A 19,941-nucleotide genomic window follows, 5' to 3' on the forward strand; every position below is an offset into this window, starting at 1 on the left:
TTTCCATGCTGCGCAGCCTCACCATCCGCGATTTCGTCATCGTTCACGCGCTGGATCTCGATCTGGCCGACGGCTTTACCGTGTTCACGGGCGAGACGGGCGCGGGCAAATCCATCCTGATCGACGCACTCGCACTCACGCTGGGCGAGCGCGCCGATGCGGCCGTCGTGCGCGAAGGCGCGCCGCGTGCCGACATCACCGCCGAGTTCGACGTGCATCCGCATGTGGCCGCATGGCTGGAGGCGCACGAACTGCACGACGACGAGGGCGTGATCCTGCTGCGCCGCACGGTCGATGCCGCCGGCCGCAGCAAAGCCTTCATCAACGGCGCGGCAGTCACGCTGGCGCAGTTGCGCGAAGTAGGCGAGCAACTGGTCGACATCCACGGCCAGCATGCCCATCAACTGCTGCTCAAGACGGATGCGCAGCGCAGCCTGCTCGACGCCCACGCAGGCCTGGAAGGTGCCGTGCGCGTCGTCAGCGAGCACTTCCGCGAATGGCACGCCGTGGTGCGCGCACGCGAAGCCGCCGAGCAGCAGTCGCGCGAAGCCCAGCTCGAACGCGAGCGCATCGAATGGCAGGTCAACGAATTGCAGAAGCTCGCCCCCCAACCCGGCGAGTGGGAAGAGGTCCAGGCCGAGCACCACCGTCTGTCACACGCAGCCAGCCTGATCGAAGGCACGCGCGCGGCGCTGGATGGCTTGTCCGAATCGGAAGGTGCGGTGCTCACGCAACTGGGCACGACGCTCCATACGCTGCGTGAACTGGCCGAGATCGATCCGGCGCTTGCCGATGTCCTGGCCGCGCTGGAGCCGGCCGAGGTGCAGATCCAGGAAGCGGTGCATACGCTCGCTCGCTATGCCGATCGCGCGGAACTGGATCCGGACCGCCTGGCCGAAGTCGATGCGCGCATGCAGGCCCTGCACACGATGGCGCGCAAATACCGCGTGGCTCCTGAAACGCTGCCGGCTGAACTGGCGGAGCGCCAGGCGCAACTCGCTGCGCTGCAAGCCGCGTCCGATCTGGATGCGCTGCAGGCGCAGGAAGCGCAAACCCACGCCGCCTATATGAGGGTGGCGCAATCGCTGTCGCGCGACCGAGCCAAGGCAGCACGCGAGTTGGCCGACGCCGTGACCGGCGCCATGCAAGGGCTCTCGATGGCCGGCGGGCGCTTCGACATCACACTGCACGCGTTGGAACATGGCGGCGCAGCGGGGCTGGAACAAGTCGAATTTCTCGTCGCTGGGCATGCGGGCGTGTCGCCGCGGCCGTTGGCGAAGGTCGCCTCGGGCGGCGAACTGGCGCGGATCAGCCTGGCCATCTCGGTGATTGCCAGCGAAGCGAGCCCGACCCCCACGCTGATCTTCGACGAAGTGGATTCCGGCATCGGCGGAGCAGTCGCGGAAGTCGTGGGCCGACGCCTGCGCGAACTCGGCATGCGCCGCCAGGTGCTGTGCGTCACGCACCTGCCCCAGGTGGCGGCGCTCGCCAATCACCACATTCAGGTCGCCAAGCAGACGGTGGCCGGCAGCACGCGCTCTGACCTCGTGGTCCTGGACGCCACGGGCCGCGTGGACGAGATCGCCCGCATGCTGGGCGGGGCGTCGCTCACCGACACCACGCGCCGCCATGCAGACGAGATGCTCGCCGCAGGCCGTGCACAATCGGCGCCAGAATCCTCGGCGCGGAAATCCCGCCGCGTGGCGCAGTGATCGCCTATACCGGAACCATTTCTGCCACTGCTGGCGCGAAGGTTCCGGCTGCACCCGCCACAGACACCCACCATCGAATCCAAGGAGAACTTCATGGCCCACATGGCCCAATCATCGGCTGCCCGCCCTCGATTCCTGCTGTCGTCCGCCAAGCCTGCGGTGGCGGTGGCTCTCGGCCTGTGCCTGCTGGCCGCGTGCAAGTCCGTGCCGGCCATTGATCCGGGCAAGCCGCCTGCCATGGACCCCGCCTCGGCCAACACCCAGCCGCCGGCTTCCGTGTCGGCTGCGCACAGTCTGGGCGACGTCATCATCGGCCTGAGCACGCCGACCACGTCGTCTGCCACCGTGCAAGGCCTGCTGGATGCTGCCGGCGCACGCGCAACGCCACGGCTGGCGTTTGCCGTGGTACGGCCGATGTCGGGCGGGTTCTGGGTGGTGCGCGCCAGTTCGGGCGATGCATCGGCCACGTTGGATGGCGCGGTGGCAGCGTTGCGCAGCACGCCCGGCATCGCTTCGGCCGACCCGGACCGCGTCGTGAAGATCCAACGCTGAACCGCCGCAAGATCGCTCCACACTGTGAATCATCGGGCGCCGTCTGGCGTCCGGTTTCCAGCTTCACATCCCCTCACCCGGCCCGTATTCTGCTTCGGTTGCGGCGCACAGACCGGCTCTTTTCCGCTCGCAAACGTGATCGGCCATCGCCACCACACCAGGTGGGCGAGTCGCGTGCTACCTTTGGTTTTGTGTAACGGTGTGTCAACGATCACATCGTGACGACGTTTCTCATGACAACGAGACACCACGGAGCACGTGCTGATGACCCCCTCCCTCTTCCGGTTGAAGTCTTGGCTCCGCGCAGGCGCCAGCCTTGCCTGTGTTGCCTGGGTGGCGAGCAGCCAATTCGCCACAGCTGCCACACCGCAGCCGCAATACACCGGTGACCTGATCATCAAATGGCGCGACGACACGAGCGGCACGCGCAAGACGCTCTCGGCCAGCGAGGCGAGCAACCGCTTGCTGTCGGTCGCGCAGGCCGCGGGTAGCACGCTGCAGGTCAAGCGCACGCTGGCCACCAACGCGCAACTCATGCGCACCGGCCTGACCGACGCCGCGAGCATCCAGGCCACCGTCGACAAGATCGCGCAGGACGCCCGCGTGGCCTATGTGGTGCCCGATCGCATCCTGCGGCCCAACACCGTTCCGAACGATCCGCTGTTCGCCACGCAGAACAACCTGGCCGCGCCGGCGCTGGTGCCGGGCGGCATCAACGCGGCCGCGGCATGGAGCATCACGCAGGGCTCGACGGGCATCGTGGTGGCGGTGGTCGATACCGGCTACACCGATCACCCCGATCTGTCCCCCAAGATCCTGCCGGGCTACAACTTCATCTCGGACCCGGCGCGCGCGGGTAACTCCTTTGGCCGAGGAACGGACGCGCACGACCTAGGCGACATCGTTACGTCAGCTGACGTTCCCAAGATTTCCGGCTGCACGACCAATGACATTAGCAATCCGCCTGCAAGTAGCTGGCACGGCACCGAGGTCAGCAGCGTGCTCGCCGCCCAGACAAACAATGCGCTCGATATCGCGGGGGTCGGCTGGAACACGCCGATCGTGCCGGTACGCGTGTCGGGCAAGTGCGGTGCGCTGCTGTCGGACACGGTCGACGGCATGTTGTGGGCGGGCGGCATCAACGTGTCTGGCGTGCCGGCCAACGCCAACCCGGCGCGTGTTGTGAACGTGAGCCTGGGCAGCGTTGGCCAATGTTCGGCCGCAGAACAAGACGCAGTGAATCAGTTGGCCGCACGCGGCACCATCGTCGTAGCTGCTGCCGGCAACGAAGCCGCGCAGACCGTTGACGCACCGGCCAATTGCTCAGGAGCGATCGCCGTCACCGCGCACGTCGACAGCGGCGAGAACGCCAGCTACGCGAACGTGGGGCCGCAGGTGGCGCTGTCCGCGCCGGGGGGTGGCTGCGGCAACTCGAAGGTCGTAACAACGACAAATCCCGCGACTTGTGCGGAGCCCGTTTCCGTCATCCAGGCCGACTCCAACGATGGCACACAAAGCGTCGGCAACCCCACGGTCAAGTCGGTGGCAGGTACAAGTTTCTCGACACCGGAAACCGCCGGCACTATCGCGCTGATGCTTAGCGTGCAACCCCAGTTGTCGAACGCGCAGATATTGGCTGGCCTGAAGCAGACCGCGCGGCCGCACCCGAGCGGCACGTTTTGCGCCGTAAACACCGGCATCTGCGGCGCAGGCCTGCTGGATACCGCCGGTGCCGTCGGCTATGCCCAGAACACGGCCCCGGCTGGCGCGGGCAGTGGCACGACGGGGTCGGGGGGATCGACCGGGGGTACTAGCAGCGGTGGCGGTGGTGCCATTCCGCTGGCCGGTGCCGCCCTGCTGCTGGCGGCTGGCATGGCCGGTGGTCGCCGTCGCCTAAAGGCGCCTTAAGACGCATTCAGCGCCCGCGCCTCCAAAAAGGCGCCTCCGCTTTTCGCGTGTAACGCCGCGCGGGACGCGGCTCTTGGCCGGTTACGTTGATTGGTTGGACCGCACGTGCGATTTCAAATAGATATAAAAATTACTAAACAACGCAGTTAGCCTGTTTAAGGTGGGAAACGCGCAATTCTTGTGATAATTGCGCCTCCGTTTCCTACAACAACAGGGTTAACTACATGAAGTCGATTGCCCAGGGGGGTATCGTCCGCGCGCTGGTCGCGCTCGGACTGGTTTCGTATCAAGCTGCGCCGGCGCTGGCCGGCGGCGATACAGCAAACGCAGGCGCCCAAACACAGTGGGTGTCGCAGTTGATCGTCAAGGAAAAGAGCGGCGCCAATGGCGCTCTCCAATTGCAATCCGCAGAACCAGACGGGCGCATCATGCGAGTCGACGTTGCGACGGTGCAACGCTGGTCTGCCGCCGCACAGCTGCCCGTGACGTACAAGCGCGCCATGTCGGGCGGCGCCCATGTGGTGACGCTGCCTAGCACCATGACGCTGGATGACGCCCAAGCCGTGGCGCAGCGCATGGCCGCGACCGGCCAGTTCGAATATGTTGCGCCTGACCGCATCCTGCGCCCGGCATTCACACCATCGGCTGCATGGTTCAGTTCCCAATGGAACCTGATGGCCACGAACGCAACGATCACCACCATCCCGAATTCCAGTGGCCCGTTGCAGCCGGCCAGCGGAACCGCTGTGGGCGGAGCCAACCTGACGACCGCGTGGGACACGACCACCGGGTCGAATACGGTCAATGTCGCAATCGTCGACACCGGCATCCTCAGCCATGCCGACCTTACGGGCGCCAAGATAAACCCGGGTTCCAACTTCATCACCAATACGTTCAGAAACAACTCGGGCGACAGCATCGGGACGGACCCGGGCGACGCGATCACCGCTACGGACATCACCAACAACCCGACGGTTTGTAACGGTGCGACGCCCTCCAATAGTTCGTGGCACGGCACCTTTGTGACAGGTCTGGTCGCTGCGCAGCACAGCGGGACTCGTGTCGCAGGCATTGCCCCGGGCGTTGGTGTCCAGATGGCACGCGCCCTCGGCCGTTGCGGGGGCGCCGAGTCGGACATCATCGATGCGGTTACATGGGCAAGCGGCGGTGTCGTAGGCCGCATCTCCCCCAGCGTCAACCCGACACCCGCAAAGGTCATCAACATGAGCCTGGGCGGCACCGGAAGTTGTGACCTGCCCATGCAAACCGCCATCACCAACGCGCGCAATCGCGGCGCGGTGATCGTGGTCGCTACCGGCAACGAGAGCGCATCGGCAATCGATTCACCGGCCAACTGCACGGGAACCATCGCCGTCACGGCCCATACGCTGGAGGGCGACAAGGCGACCTACGCCAACGTGGGGACGGGTACCACGCTGAGCGCTCCTGGCGGCGGCAATGGTGCCGTGGTCAACGGTTTGGGGGCTCTGATCGCGTCGCTCTCGAACACTGGCACCACCAGTGCCGGTTCCCCCGGCTACTCGGGCGAAGCCGGTACTTCCATGGCTACGCCACACGTGGCAGGCGTTGCTGCCCTGATGCTGTCGGTCAACAGTGCCCTGACACCAGATCAAATTGCCACCGTCCTTAAACAGTCGGCTCGGCCATTCCCGGCGGGCACATACTGCGCAACGCATGCGGGTGTCTGCGGCGCGGGCATGCTCGATGCCGGTGCCGCCGTTGCGCTGGCGAAAGGCAATCCGAGTGTGCATGCATCGACGTCGGCAAGCGCAGTGGTCGCAAACAACGCGGTCACGCTCACAGCGACCGGCAGTGCAGGCCTCGTCAACACCATCACGAGCGTGCAGTGGGCGCAGACTTCTGGGCCATCCGTCAGCCTTACCACAGCCGGCCCCGATAGCAACGGCAATTACACCGCCACATTCACGCCGTCCGCGGCGGGCACCTACGCCTTCAACGTCACGTTGACGAGCAACACCGGCGCGACCGCCACGGATACCGCGAACGTGACAGTCACTGCAGCAGCCAGCGCCAACACCCCGCCTGCTGCGACCTCCAGCGGCGGCGGTGGCGGTGGCGCCATCGGTCTGGCCGGCGCAGCATTGCTGCTGGCCGCCGGTTTGGCCGGTCGTCGGCGTCGCGCTAAGTAAGCCTATTTGTACTTTCGGCCCGCGTCTTCATTGGACGCGGGCATTTTTCCCCCTCCTGCTTTAACCCCTCCGGCGTTCCGCTGCTCACCTATGCAGCCGATTGTCTGCGAAGACCCCACTCCCCCAGCACCCACACCAGCAATCCGCTCACCGCACCAAACGCATGAGCGATGCGCACCACGCCAAACCCCCAGTGCGGGTCATAGGCGACGGGCGACAGCCACGATTGCTCGAGCCACACTTTCACCAGCACGCCCACACACAGCGCCACGCCAATCCAGCGCGAGAAGCGATCTTCGGCCCCGTCGGCGGACGGTTTCAGCAGCCGCAGCCCGCCCCATGCCGCCAGACCATGCAGCGCGCCAGAGAGCCCGCCGTACCACTGCACCGTCGGCCGAGTGAGCAAAGCGATCTGTACGAGCACGCCGCACACCACCAGCGCTCCAACGATGGCTTGCGGCCGCAACACGCGCGCCAGCAGCAGGATGAGCCCCACCGCGGCCATTGCATCCGCCAACCAATGCCACGTATCCAGATGCACCCACATGGCGGTCACGATGCGCCACCACTGCCCCGCGCGCACAGCCTCGCGTTGATACAGCCCGAACGCGTACAGCCACGGCACGAACGAGAACGCCGCCGACAGCGCAGCCACAACGGCGCACGCGCCCCATGTGTGCAGCGCGTGCCGATGCGCCGTCATTGCGCGGGCCCGAACACCTGCTCCCACAATGCACGCACGTGGCCGGCTTCGCGCGCGCAGGTGCCGACGGGTACGCGCGCGGCGGACTGCCCGTCAAGCCGCAACTTGTGCTGGCGTGCGCGGAAATCACGGTAGGCATCGGCCACCTGCGCGGCCGCCGTCGCGTCAATCAACCCGAGTTCGCCAGCCATGCGTAGCAGCGCGATATTTCCCTTGTTGAGGGTCAGCTCGGCATGCGCCGCGCTGTGCAACAGCACCAGGAATTGCACGGTGAACTCGATATCGACCATGCCCCCGCGATCGTGCTTGAGATCAAACAGCCCGGTCGGGTTCGCATGGCCTTCCGCCACGCGTTCGCGCATGGCCACGATCTCGTCGCGCAGCGGCCCGGGATCGCGCTCCTGGCGCAACACGGCGGTACGGAGCGCCTCAAAACGCTCGCCGATTTCCGCATCGCCCGCGCAGAAGCGTGCACGCGTGAGCGCCTGGTGTTCCCACACCCACGCAGCGTTGTCGCCCTCGCGCATCTGATAGCGGCGGAAGGCTTCGAAGTGCGTGACCATCAAACCCGCCGCACCGTTCGGTCGCAAGCGCGTATCGACGTCGAACAGCGTGCCCGCGGCGGTATGGCTGGTCAGCCACGTGATGAGCTTGCGCGCGAATGACGCGTAGACATCGGGTGCGCGTTCGTCATCGTCGTCATACAGGAAGATGATGTCGAGGTCTGACGCATAGCCGAGTTCCTTGCCGCCCAGCCGCCCGTAGGCAACCACGGCAAAACGTGGCACCTCCCGATGGCGGGTGGCGACCTGCTGCCAGACGGTTTCAAGCGTGAGGTCCAGCACGGCGTCGGCCAGATCGGAGAGCCGGTCGCTGATGTGCTCGACACTCAGCATGCCCTGCAGGTCCTGTAGCAGCACGCGGAAAGTTTCTGCATGGTGCTCCTGGCGCAGGATGTCCATCTGCATCTCGACGTGGTCGGACGCTGCCTGCAGGCGCTCTCGCACGCGCGCCCTGAACGCTGGCCAGTCGGGCTCGGCCGACAGCGCTTCCACATCGAGCAGCTCATCGAGCAGTTGCGGATGGCGTGTGAGGTAGTCCGCCGCCCAGCGCGATGCATGGAGCGTGTGGGCCACGCGCTCCATGGCCTGCGGGTATTCGCTCAGCAGCGACAGGTACGACGAACGCCGGCTGATCGCATCAAAGAAATCGAGAAAGCGCGCGATGGTGACATCGGCATCGGTCTGCCGCGATGCCTGATCAAGCGCACGGTTGATCAGCAAGTCGAAACGCTGCCGGCTGACTTCGGACAACGCCCGATAACGCGGCGAATTGCGCGTTGCACGCAGCCGCTCCAGCACGCTCTCCGGATTTGCATAGCCGAGTTCGGCGAGTTGTACGCGGGCGGTTTCGGTGTGCTCGTCGTCGAGCAGGTCTGCGTGCCAGACCGCGGCGCACGGCGGCTGGCTGTCCTGCTTGTCGGAGAAGGTCTGCTCGAAATGCTGTGCAACTTCGTCCTGATACGTCTCAAGCGTGGTGACCAGCGCCGCATAGTCGTCAAAGCCCATCATGTGCGCCACGCGCAGTTGGTCTTCCGGCGAGCCCGGCAGGTTGTGCGTCTGCGCGTCTTCGATGTACTGCAGGCGATGTTCAAGCTGGCGCAGGAAGCGGTACGCCTCGGTCAGGCGCTCCACCGCTTCGGGCTCGATCAGGCCGCGCTCCGCCGCCACCCGCAGCACCTCCAGCGTGGGCCGCACGCGCAGCCCGAAATCCTGCCCGCCGCGAATGAGCTGAAACACCTGCGCGACAAATTCGATCTCGCGGATGCCGCCGCGCCCGAGCTTGATGTTGGGCGAGCGCGCCTGCAGGTGGCCCGTGTCATCGCGCTGCTGGTTGGCACCGTTGCTGCGCTTGGCTGCCTCGTTGCGGATCTGCGCATGCAGCGCGCGAATGGCGGAGATCACGCCGTAATCGAGATAGCGCCGGAACACAAACGGGCCCGTCACGCGATCCAGCTGCTGGATCACGCGGGCGGCATGCGGGCTGGTCGGGTCGGTGATCACGCGGCCCTTGATCCAGGCGTAGCGCTCCCATTCGCGGCCCTGCACAACGAAATACTCCTCCAACATGCCGAGGCTGCACGCGAGCGGCCCCGCATCGCCGTTCGGACGCAGGCGCATGTCGACGCGGAAGACGTAGCCATCCTCTGTCACATCGGCCAGCGCGTTGATCAGCCGCCGGCCAAGCTTCGTGAAATATTCATGATTGGAGAGGGGGCGCGCACCACCCTGGGTGTCGCCGTCGTCGTCGTAGAGAAAGATCAGGTCAATGTCGGACGAGACGTTTAGTTCCCGCCCACCCAGCTTGCCCATGCCGACCACCACCAGTTCCTGCACCTCGCCGGAGGATTGCCCGATCGGCTGGCCGTGCAGGGCGCTCAGTTCCTGGCCGATCACGGAAACGGCCGTGCGCACGGCAAACTCGGCCAGGTCGGTCATCGTGCCCGTCACCTCATCGAGCGTCGCGGCGCCGGACAGATCGCGCTCAACCAGTGCACCGAAGACTTCATTGCGCAGCAGCCGCAAGGCGCGCTTGAGCGCGGCCTCGACTTCCACAGCCTTCGTGTCGAACAGTTCGGCAAAGCGCGCCGACAGCCAGGCCACGTCAATCGGACGGCCTGCGCCGGCCTGCACGCGCTCGGCCCAGCCCGGGCGTGCTTGCGCCTGACGCTGGAGGTAGCGCGAATACGTAAGCGCAAAAGGCAGCGCAGCAGCGGGGGCTTCCGGGGCACGGGCTGGAGCTTGCAGAAATGGCTGGGCGGACAAGGCGGAATCAGTCATGCGGACCCATCGAGCATTGGCGGAAACGTCCATTCTCGCTGAAATGCGCGCCGATATACGCAGGGCCATCCGTGATCACGAACGTCCACGGGCATTGAGCGTGCTTGCCGCTGAGCAGGCGCAACGCCCAACCCCAAATGTGGCGCCGCCTGCTGAATATCGGATAATCCGCATCATGCCTCGCCCGTCCCAGCCCCCAGAATCGCCGAAGTCCGATGGTGGACACGCCAGCACCCTGTCCACACGCGGGGGGGGCCGGCCCACGGCCTGGGCATGGCTGGTACGGCTTGCCCGCCGGGTCGGCGCGGGCATCGGGGCTGCTTTTCGCGCCCCGATCTGGCGCAAGCTGTGGCGGGTGCTCTGGAAGACGGCCGCCGCGCTGGCCGTCTTGGCCGTCGTCGGCATGCTGGCGGTGCGCTTCATCCTGTGGCCGCGCGCGAGCGTGGCACGCGAATGGATGCAGCGCGAGGCGTCCAGCGCACTGCACGCCACGGTGGACATCGGCTCGCTTGAGACCTACTGGGAGGGCTGGCACCCGGCATTCCGCGCCCAGCGCATCGACGCGCACGACACCGCGGGCCGCCGCACCTTCGCGATACAGGACGTGCAGGCGCGGCTGTCCTGGCGCTCGTTGCTGCGCATGCAGATCACCTTTGCCGCCCTGCACGCCAGCCAGGCCGACGTGCTGGTACGGCGCGATACGCAGGGCGCCCTGCTCGTCGCCGGCATGCCGCTCGGCCCCGACACCGGCGGCGACAGCAATTTCCTTGATCAGTTGCTCTCCCAGGGCGACATCGATTTCCAGCAAGGCGCCGTCCGCTGGCTTGACGAACAGCAGAAGCTGCCTGAAGTGGCGCTGGGCAATGTGCGGGTGCAGCTACACAGCGGCCCGACGCGCCACCGGCTGGAGGCCAGCGGAACCTCGGCCACGCTGTTCAACGGTCCCATCAAACTGCACGCCGATTTCCGTCACGACCTGCTCGCCCGGCCCGGCGACTGGCGCCACTGGCACGGCCAGGCCTCCTGGCAGGTCGATACGCTGCAGTTGGCTGCCGTGCAGCGCTACGTGCCCGTGCTGGCCGCCGCCAAGAGCGGCACGCTCACCTCCGACGGCTCGGTGGAGTTCGCCGGCGGCGTGTTCACGCGCAGCCAGGCACGCCTGACCGGGCAACAGCTTGATCTCCAGGTCCGCAAGGATCTGGACCCGCTGCAGTTGCGCAGCCTCCAGGCGCTGGCCACGCATCAGCGCAACGCGCGAGGCGAGCACGCCTTGCGCCTCGACACGCTGCTCTGGCAACCGCTGAACCCGCCCGCCCAACCGCCGTCGGTACCCGAACTGGCAGGCCCCGGCATCCAGGCGCCGACCAACCCGGCTGGCACGCCGCGCGGCGTGCGCAATGTCACCGTCGGGTGGGCGCTCGACGCGCGCGATGCGCTGCGCAGCCTGCAGGTCAAGGCCACGACACTGGATTTGGCCGACCTGCGCAACATCGCCACCGCGCTGCCGCTGCCCGCCGGCGTGCTCGAACCACTGCGGACAAAGCAGCCGTCCGGCCGCATCGACGATCTGGACATCAACTGGCAGCGCGATGTCTCCCGCTGGCGGCCAAATACGCCGGCGCCGGTGCACTTCACCGGCCGCGCCACGATGCGCCAGGTCTCGTTCGGCCCCGGTGCGCTGCCCGCGGTACCGCCGGGCCAGCATCCCGAGCCAGCCGTGCCCGGCGTTGAAAACCTCTCCGGCAACGCCGTCTTCTCCGACGACAAGGGCACGCTGCGCATCGAGTCCAACGACACCGCCCTACTGCTGCCTGGCACCTTTGCCGACGCGCGCGTGCCGCTGGACCGGCTACAGGGCACGTTCAACTGGACATATCGCAAGCAGGAACTGGTTGTCGCCAGCGACAACCTCGCGTTCTCCAACGACGACCTGTCAGCGCGTATCACGGGCAGCTATCGCCACGCGCCAGACACCAGCCATCTCGGCACCATCGACCTGAAAGGCACGCTCGACCGTGCCAACGTTCCGCGTGTGCCGCGCTACCTGCCGCTGTCGATCGGACAGCATCTGCGCGACTACCTGGGCGGTGCGCTGCAAGCCGGCACGGCGAATAACGTCGGGTTCGCACTGGCAGGTGATCTGCACGACTTTCCGTTCCGTCCGCCGCACAAAGGTGTCTTCCGCGTGGAAGTGCCGATCCAGGACGTAACTTACCAATCAGCGCCGGCCGAAGCCGGGCACAACCTGCCGGGCCGCGTGCCCACGCACCCGGGCGACTGGCCGGCGTTCACCAACATCGACGGGACAGTGATCTTCGATCGCGCGTCCCTGGCCTTCAAGGTTGCGCGCGCCAAGGTGATGGGTGTGAACTTGCAGGACGTGAATGGCAGGCTGCCCGACATGGGCGACCACAACCCGCTACTCACCATCGAGGGCCGCGGCGACGGCGCCACGCAAAACTTCCTGCAATACGTTGAGGCCAGCCCCATCGGCCAGTGGATCGGCCACTTCACCAAGGACGCGCGCGCCCAGGGCAACGCCACGCTGGCGCTCAAGCTGGACCTGCCGCTGCACGAGATGCATTCGACGCGCGCCCAGGGCAGCGTCACGTTCCTGCGCAATGACGTCACGCTGGTTCCGCAGGCGCCGCCGCTCACCGATGTCAACGGCGCGCTGACCTTCACGCAAAAAGGCATCGGTTTCGACAACCTGCGCGCGCGCTTTGCCGGCGGCGAAATCCGCCCCACGGGTGGCACCGCGCCCGATGGCACGATCCGCATCCAGGTGGCGGGCACCGCATCGGCACAAGGGCTGCGTGAGACGACGCCGGAAAACAGCCCGGTGGCCGCCGTTGCACGCTCGCTGGAGGGCAGCGCGCCTTACAGCGCGACCATCAGCGTCAAGCAGCATCGCCCGCTCATCCAGGTGCAGTCCGACCTCACGCCGATGACGGTGCGTCTGCCGGCGCCGCTCAACAAGGCCGCCGGGCAGCCGTTGCCGGTGCGTTTCGAGATGCAGCCGCTGGCTTCCAACAACGCCATCGACGAAATCGTTTTGCAGGTCGGCAATATCGTCAGTGCGCGCTACGAGCAACGCAGCACGGGCAACGGCGTCGAGGTGCTGCGAGGCGGGATCGGCGTGCGGCAACCGGTGCCGCAACCGCAGGAGGGCGTGCAGGCCAACCTGGCGCTGGATCAACTGGACATCGACGCCTGGCGCCATGTCTTTGCCGCACCCGCCGCAGACAAGAGCGCCGGCCAGATTGCCGCCGAACATGCCACCAATGCTCCAAACGCCTCCGACAGCCACAGCGCGTATCTGCCCAGCCACCTGAGCGCCCGCGCGCAAACGCTGCGCATCCTGGGCCGCGACTTCAACGCCGTGCGCATCGATGCGACGCGCGACGGCCCCAACTGGCAATCGACCATCGATTCGCGCGAGATTGCAGGCAGCGCGCGCTGGCACGCCGAAAGCGCCGCCGTGCCCTTCGGCGAGCTGACGATGCGCCTGTCGCGCATGAGCATCCCAGACGCCAAGGAAGAGACGGCGCTCACCGAATCGCTGGCCAGCAGCTCGCAGGAAATTCCATCGCTCGACCTCGTCGCCGACAAATTCGACCTACGCGGCAAGGCGCTCGGCAAGCTGGAGATCAAGGCGCGCAGCCAGATCACCGACGGTGCGCCGGTGTGGACGCTCGAAACGCTGAAGATCGAGCAGCCTGCTGCCACGCTCACGGCCCACGGTACGTGGCGCATCCCGCGACGCCTGCGCGGCGGCGGTGATGATCCCGAGCGCCGGACGTTGCTCGACTTCAACCTGGATCTGCGCGACACCGGCGAGCTGCTGCAAAAAATGGGCTTCGCCAAGGTGATCGACGGTGCCAAGGGCAAGCTCGAAGGCCGCGTGGTCTGGCGCGGCTCGCCCATGTCGATCGACTACCCGACGCTCAACGGCCGCATGGCGCTGAACCTGGAGCGCGGCCAGTTCCTCCCGGTCGATCCGGGCCTGGCCAAGCTGGCGGGCGTGCTGAGCCTGCAGGGGCTGCTGCATTTCGCGACCGACCTGCGCAGCGCCACCGGGCGCGGCACGCCGTTCGAGAGCGTGGCAGCCACCGGCACCATCGCCAGCGGCATCGCCCACACTGAAGATTTTGCCGTCAAGGGCCCGCAATTCCAGGTGGCCATGCAGGGCTCGGCCAACATCCTGGATGAAACGCAGGACCTGCGCGTCAAGGTCACGCCCAAGGTGGACGCCACGTCGGCCTCGCTGGCGGCGGCGTTCATCAATCCGGCCATCGGGCTGGGCACGCTGGCCGCGCAGTTGGTCCTGGGCGACCAGTTGTCGAAGGCATTCGTCACGCAATACCACGTGACCGGTAGCTGGGCCGATCCGAAGATCGAGAAAGTCGCATCCAACGGTAATTCCGGCAGCCAATCGCAAACCTCGGCAAAATAGGGCCCATGACTTCGACCACCGTTGCTCCGGCCTCCGCCGCTTCCGGCATGGATGCGCCTTTCGAGGCACCTTTTCGTGTCGCCGCCATCCAGACGGTGACGGCCATCGATGTGGACGCCAACCTGGCGCGCGCAGATGCGCTGCTCGCCGAGGCCGCCGCGCAGGGCGCGCAACTCGCGCTGCTGCCCGAGTACTTCTGCATGATGGGCCGCAAGGACACCGACAAGGTCGCCATCCGCGAAGGCGACGAGGATGGCCCGATCCAGAGCTTCCTCGCCGATGCCGCGCGACGCCACAGGCTGTGGCTCGTCGGCGGCACCTTGCCCATGTGGTGCGAAGACGCACAGCGCGTGCGCAATACGTCTCTCACATTCAACCCGGCCGGATTGCGCGTCGCGCGCTACGACAAGATCCACCTGTTCAACTTCGTGCGCGGTGAAGAACGCTACGACGAAGCCCGCACCATCGAGCCCGGCGCCACGCCGGTCGCCTTCGATGCGCCGTGCGGCCGCGTGGGCATGTCGGTGTGCTACGACCTGCGCTTTCCCGAGCTGTACCGGGCGCTGGCGTCGCAGGGCAACCTGAACTTGATTCTGATGCCGGCGGCCTTCACCTACGTGACGGGCGCCGCGCACTGGGAAATCCTGCTGCGCGCCCGCGCCATCGAGAACCAGTGTTATGTGCTGGCCGCCGCTCAGGGCGGGCGCCATGAAAACGGCCGCCGCACGTGGGGGCATTCCATGTTGATCGACCCGTGGGGGGAAATCATCGCCTCCGTTCCTGAGGGCGAAGGGGTTGCCATCGGCGACATGGACCCCGCCCGCATCGCCCAAGTGCGCCGGGATCTGCCGGCGCTCAAGCACCGCGTGATGTAAGCCAATCGAATTTTTTGCGAGAACCGACCATGAACGCAGGCGACATCGCCATCCAGAATCTGTCCATCGCGCGCCGCGTGCTGCTCGATCCGTACGGCCTTGATGAAGCGCATCTGCAGCGCGCGCTGGCCGACATCTTCACGCACCGCGTGAACTATGCCGATCTGTACTTCCAGTACACCCGCAACGAGGCATGGAGCCTGGAAGAAGGCATCGTCAAATCCGGCAGCTTCAGCATCGACCAGGGTGTGGGCGTACGCGCCGTCTCGGGCGACCGCACCGCGTTTGCGTATTCCGACGACATCAGCCTGCCCGCGCTGATGCAGGCTGCCGGTGCCACGCGCACCATCGGCAAAGCTGGCGCCGGCCGCGTGAAGGTGGCGGGCAGCCTTGCCAGCACCCCGGGCAGCCACTCGCTCTATGCACCGAACGACCCGCTCGATTCGATGACGGCCTCCGAAAAGGTTGCCCTGCTCGAGCGGATCGAAAAGCTCGCCCGCGCCAAAGACCCGCGCGTGGTGCAGGTGATGGCCGGCCTGGCCGGTGAATACGACGTGATGCTCGTTGCGCGCAGCGACGGCGTGATCGCCGCGGATGTGCGCCCGCTGGTGCGCATTTCCGTCACCGTCATCGCCGAGCAGAACGGGCGCCGTGAAATGGGTAGCTCCGGCGGCGGCGGCCGCTATGCCTATGGCTACTTCACCGACGAACTGCTGCGCGAATACGTGGACGAGGCGGTCTCTTCCGCGCTCGTCAACCTGGAAGCCAAGCCGGCACCGGCCGGCACGATGACGGTGGTGCTCGGCCCGGGCTGGCCCGGCGTGCTGCTGCACGAGGCCATCGGCCACGGGCTCGAAGGCGACTTCAACCGCAAGGGCTCGTCGGCGTTTTCCGGCCGCATGGGCGAACGCGTGGCGGCCAAGGGCGTCACCGTGGTCGACGACGGCACGCTGGCCAACCGCCGCGGCTCCCTGAACCTCGATGACGAAGGCAACCCCACGCAGTGCAACACGCTCATCGAAGACGGCATCCTCACCGGCTACATGCAGGACACGCTCAACGCGCGCCTGATGAAGATGCCCGTGACCGGCAACGCGCGCCGCGAGAGCTACGCCGCCCTGCCGATGCCGCGCATGACCAACACCTACATGCTGGGCGGCGACAAGGATCCGCAAGAGATCATCGCGAGCGTCAAGAAGGGCCTGTATGCTGTCAACTTTGGCGGCGGCCAGGTCGACATCACCAACGGCAAGTTCGTGTTCTCGGCCAGCGAGGCCTACATGATCGAGGACGGCAAGATCACCGCTCCGGTCAAGGGCGCGACGCTGGTCGGCAGCGGCCCGGAATCGCTCAAGCACGTGACCATGATCGGCAACGACATGCGCCTCGATTCGGGTATCGGCGTGTGCGGCAAGGAAGGCCAGAGCGTGCCGGTGGGCGTCGGTCAGCCGACGCTGCGCATGGAGAACATGACGGTGGGCGGCACGGCTTAATCGCCCTGAAACCGTCGTCTTGACGCCGCAGGCCCGGAAAATCCGCGCTTGCGGCCCTCAAAAAAAGGGTTTATAAAGACGGTTCGATTGGTGCGGCGCAGTAGTTCCAAGTCACCCACGCGCCACAATTTTTCCTGCATTGCCTGGTTTTCCTCTCATGTCCTTCGCCAAGTTTTTTTACTTTTACTTTTGGCATCTCGCACCGCTGGCGGAAGGAGAGGGGCGCTTGCAGCAAAAATAAAGCACCCAGCAGATACCGAAAACCGCCAGCGACCCTGGCGGTTTTTTTTCGCCCAGTCACCTGCCCCACCCCGGCACCGACGCGAAACATGATCCGAACACAGTAGACGTTTCCAATAGAACTCAAGACACATCCCCGGAGCTTTCCATGCCGAAGAACACCGACGATTTGCGCATTCGCGAACTGAAAGAGCTGACGCCGCCCTCGCATCTGATCCGCGAATTCCCGTGCAGCGACACCGTGTCCGACCTGATCTACCAAAGCCGGAACGCGATGCACCGCATCCTGCATGGCATGGACGACCGCCTGATCGTCATCATCGGCCCCTGCTCCATCCACGACACCAAGGCAGCGATGGACTACGCCCGCCGCCTGGTCGAGCAGCGCGAGCGCTTCAAGAACGAGCTGGAAATCGTGATGCGCGTGTACTTCGAGAAGCCGCGCACAACCGTCGGCTGGAAGGGTCTGATCAACGATCCGCACATGGACGGCAGCTTCAAGATCAACGACGGCCTGCGCACCGCGCGCGAGCTGCTGATGAACATCAACGAACTGGGCCTGCCCGCCGGCACCGAATACCTCGACGTGATCAGCCCGCAGTACATCGCCGATCTGGTGAGCTGGGGCGCCATCGGCGCGCGCACCACCGAAAGCCAGGTGCACCGCGAACTGGCTTCCGGCCTGTCGTGCCCGGTCGGCTTCAAGAACGGCACCGACGGCAACGTGAAGATCGCCGTGGACGCCATCAAGGCCGCATCGCAGCCGCACCACTTCCTGTCGGTCACCAAGGGCGGCCACTCGGCCATCGTGTCGACGGCAGGCAACGAGGATTGCCACATCATCCTGCGCGGCGGCAAGGCGCCCAACTATGACGCGGCCAGCGTGCAGGAAGCCTGCGACGCCATCTCCAAGTCGGGCCTGGCCGCGCGCCTGATGATCGACGCATCGCACGCCAACAGCAGCAAGAAGCACGAGAACCAGATTCCGGTGTGCGAAGACATCGCCCGCCAGATGGCTGCCGGTGACAACCGCATCGTCGGGGTGATGGTGGAATCGCACATCAATGCCGGCCGCCAGGACCACGTGCAAGGCACGCCGGTGTCCGACCTGGCCTACGGCCAGAGCGTGACCGACGCCTGCATCGGCTGGGACGATTCGGTGAAGGTGCTGGAAACGCTGGCCGACGCCGTGCGCAAGCGCCGTCTGGTACCGGGCAGCGGCAACTAAGACGCCCTCAGCGTGATTGGAAAGGACGCCTGCGGGCGTCCTTTTTGTTTGCGCGCGCATCAAAGCTCAGATCTATAACAAATGTGAGCGAAACGTATCAAAGTCACACAAGTGCGTTGTCTTTGACATATCGTAGGTGGGTTTCCCCCTGCTCTTTCGGAGGCACCCATGGCAGACAACCTGGCGGACACCGCCGTCAACACCGCAAGCAAGTACCAGGCAATCGTGGCGCAATACGCCACCGACGTCGGCATGAAGATCCTCGGCGCGATCGTTTTCTGGGTGGTCGGCCGCTGGCTGATCAATCTGGCGGTGCGCATGGTGGAAGGCTCGTTGAGCCGACAGAAGGTCGATCCGACCGTGCTGCGGTATGTCGGCTCCATCATCACCGTCACGCTGAATGTGCTGCTGGTGATCGGCATCCTCGGCTATTTCGGCATCCAGACGACGACGTTCGCGGCGCTGATTGCCGCAGCCGGTGTGGCGATCGGCATGGCATGGTCGGGCCTGCTGTCGAACTTTGCTGCGGGCGCGTTCCTGATCGTGCTGCGGCCGTTCAAGGTGGGCGACTTCGTGACGGCCGGCGGCGTGACGGGCACCATCAAGGAGATCGGCCTGTTTGCCACGACCATCAACACGCCAGACAACGTGGTCAGCATTGTCGGCAACGGCAAGATCTTCGCGGACACGATCCAGAACTACACCTCCAACCCCTTCCGCCGCGTCGAGCTGAAGGCACAACTGGCCGGAAGCGCCGACCACCGCGCCGCCATCGCGCTGCTCAAGGAGAAGGTGGCCGCCATTCCCAACGTGCTGACCGAACCGGCGGTCGATGTTGAAATCCTGGAATTCAACCTGGTCGGGCCGGTGCTGGCCGTGCGCCCGTACACGCACAACGACAACTACTGGCAGGTCTATTTCGACACCAACCGCACCATCAAGGAAGCGCTGGCCGAAGCCGGCTTCCCGGCGCCGACGCCATCGCAGGCGCTGACCATCACCACGCCGGGGCAATTGGCGGGGCTGGCCGCCGTGGCGCAAAGCACGACGACACCAACGAGCGTGAACTAAGTCAGCGCTGCAAGAAAATGGCCCGGCGAGTTGCCGTCACTCGCCGGGCCGTTTTGTTTGGTGCCGACGGTGATTACGCCGGCTTGTGCTCGTCGCGTTTCCAGAGGACGTCCGTGCCGCCATCTGCGCGATTGAGCACGCGCGCCAGCACGAACAGCAGGTCCGACAGTCGATTGACGTATTGGCGCGGCGCCTCGCCAATGGTCTCGGCGCGGCCGAGTGCGACGATGCTGCGCTCGGCACGGCGCGCGACGGTGCGGCAGACATGCGCCTGGGCCGCAGCGCGGCTGCCGCCGGGCAGGATGAATTCGGCCAACCGCGGAAGATCGGCGTTGTAGTCGGCCAGCCATTGGTCGAGCCGCAACACGTGCGCGGTCGTCACCATCGTGTAGCCCGGAATGCAGAGTTCGCCACCCAGATCGAACAGGTCGTGCTGGATGGCGGTGAGCGCCGTGCGCACGCCGTCGGGCAGCGTTTCCGTCAGCAGCACGCCGATGTGCGAGTTCAGCTCGTCGACGTCGCCGATGGCGGCGATGCGCAGGCTGTCCTTGGCCGTGCGGCTACCGTCGCCGAGGCCGGTGGTGCCGTCGTCGCCGGTGCGTGTGGCGATCTTCGATAAGCGGTTGCCCACGGTGCGTCTCCCTGTATCGCGTCAATGTTGGTGGCGCCATTATCGCAAGGGCGGCACGACC

Annotated in this window: 12 protein-coding genes; 9 read left to right on the forward strand and 3 right to left on the reverse strand. The window is 65.9% G+C overall.

The genetic code is table 11. From position 1 onward, the window contains the following. Positions 1 to 5: 5 nt before the first annotated feature. The 4 genes from recN to BEK68_RS11200 all read left to right on the forward strand — a co-directional run bounded on the left by recN (position 6) and on the right by BEK68_RS11200 (position 6,343). Complete coding sequence (gene recN / locus BEK68_RS11185) at positions 6 to 1,712, forward strand: DNA repair protein RecN (RefSeq protein WP_012436356.1); 1,707 nt, start codon at positions 6 to 8, stop codon at positions 1,710 to 1,712. A 93-nt stretch (positions 1,713 to 1,805) separates the two neighbouring features. Continuing rightward, positions 1,806 to 2,264 (forward strand): hypothetical protein, encoded by a 459-nt coding sequence (locus BEK68_RS11190; protein ID WP_012436357.1) that lies wholly within the window; start codon positions 1,806 to 1,808, stop codon positions 2,262 to 2,264. A gap of 264 nt (positions 2,265 to 2,528) precedes the next feature. After that, the gene (locus BEK68_RS11195; RefSeq protein WP_012436358.1) at positions 2,529 to 4,172 is read left to right on the forward strand and encodes a S8 family peptidase; all 1,644 of its coding nucleotides are present in this window, start codon (positions 2,529 to 2,531) and stop codon (positions 4,170 to 4,172) included. Positions 4,173 to 4,396: 224 nt separating this feature from the next. Next, positions 4,397 to 6,343 carry a S8 family serine peptidase gene (locus tag BEK68_RS11200; RefSeq protein WP_012436359.1) on the forward strand — a complete coding sequence of 649 codons (1,947 nt, stop codon included), beginning with the start codon at positions 4,397 to 4,399 and terminating at the stop codon, positions 6,341 to 6,343. 88 nt (positions 6,344 to 6,431) lie between these two features. On the opposite strand, the gene rrtA is transcribed toward BEK68_RS11200, so the two are convergent. Further along, positions 6,432 to 7,046 carry a rhombosortase gene (gene rrtA / locus BEK68_RS11205; protein WP_012436360.1) on the reverse strand — a complete coding sequence of 205 codons (615 nt, stop codon included), beginning with the start codon at positions 7,044 to 7,046 and terminating at the stop codon, positions 6,432 to 6,434. After that, entirely contained in the window at positions 7,043 to 9,886 is a 2,844-nt protein-coding gene (gene glnE / locus BEK68_RS11210) for a bifunctional [glutamate--ammonia ligase]-adenylyl-L-tyrosine phosphorylase/[glutamate--ammonia-ligase] adenylyltransferase (RefSeq protein WP_012436361.1), read from the reverse strand. The genes rrtA and glnE overlap by 4 nt, the downstream gene beginning before the upstream one ends. Before the next feature lie 175 nt (positions 9,887 to 10,061). On the opposite strand from glnE, the gene BEK68_RS11215 reads away from it, so the two are divergent. The 5 genes from BEK68_RS11215 to BEK68_RS11235 all read left to right on the forward strand — a co-directional run bounded on the left by BEK68_RS11215 (position 10,062) and on the right by BEK68_RS11235 (position 19,249). Further along, positions 10,062 to 14,342, forward strand: a complete 4,281-nt coding sequence (locus tag BEK68_RS11215) for a YhdP family protein (RefSeq protein ID WP_012436362.1) — start codon at positions 10,062 to 10,064, stop codon at positions 14,340 to 14,342. A gap of 5 nt (positions 14,343 to 14,347) precedes the next feature. Next, entirely contained in the window at positions 14,348 to 15,217 is an 870-nt protein-coding gene (locus BEK68_RS11220; RefSeq protein ID WP_012436363.1) for a carbon-nitrogen hydrolase family protein, read from the forward strand. A 29-nt stretch (positions 15,218 to 15,246) separates the two neighbouring features. Beyond that, entirely contained in the window at positions 15,247 to 16,710 is a 1,464-nt protein-coding gene (tldD, locus tag BEK68_RS11225) for a metalloprotease TldD (RefSeq protein ID WP_004631641.1), read from the forward strand. Positions 16,711 to 17,098: 388 nt separating this feature from the next. After that, positions 17,099 to 18,178 (forward strand): 3-deoxy-7-phosphoheptulonate synthase AroG, encoded by a 1,080-nt coding sequence (gene aroG, locus BEK68_RS11230; protein ID WP_004631640.1) that lies wholly within the window; start codon positions 17,099 to 17,101, stop codon positions 18,176 to 18,178. Positions 18,179 to 18,346: 168 nt separating this feature from the next. Then, on the forward strand, positions 18,347 to 19,249 hold the full coding sequence (locus BEK68_RS11235; RefSeq protein WP_004631639.1) for a mechanosensitive ion channel family protein: 903 nt from the start codon (positions 18,347 to 18,349) through the stop codon (positions 19,247 to 19,249). Between the two features lie 73 nt (positions 19,250 to 19,322). Here BEK68_RS11235 and BEK68_RS11240 read toward each other — a convergent pair whose 3' ends face one another. Continuing rightward, positions 19,323 to 19,880, reverse strand: a complete 558-nt coding sequence (locus BEK68_RS11240; protein ID WP_009241457.1) for a cob(I)yrinic acid a,c-diamide adenosyltransferase — start codon at positions 19,878 to 19,880, stop codon at positions 19,323 to 19,325. Positions 19,881 to 19,941 lie beyond the last annotated feature (61 nt).

Source organism: Ralstonia pickettii, from assembly GCF_001699815.1.
Lineage (GTDB): Bacteria > Pseudomonadota > Gammaproteobacteria > Burkholderiales > Burkholderiaceae > Ralstonia > Ralstonia thomasii.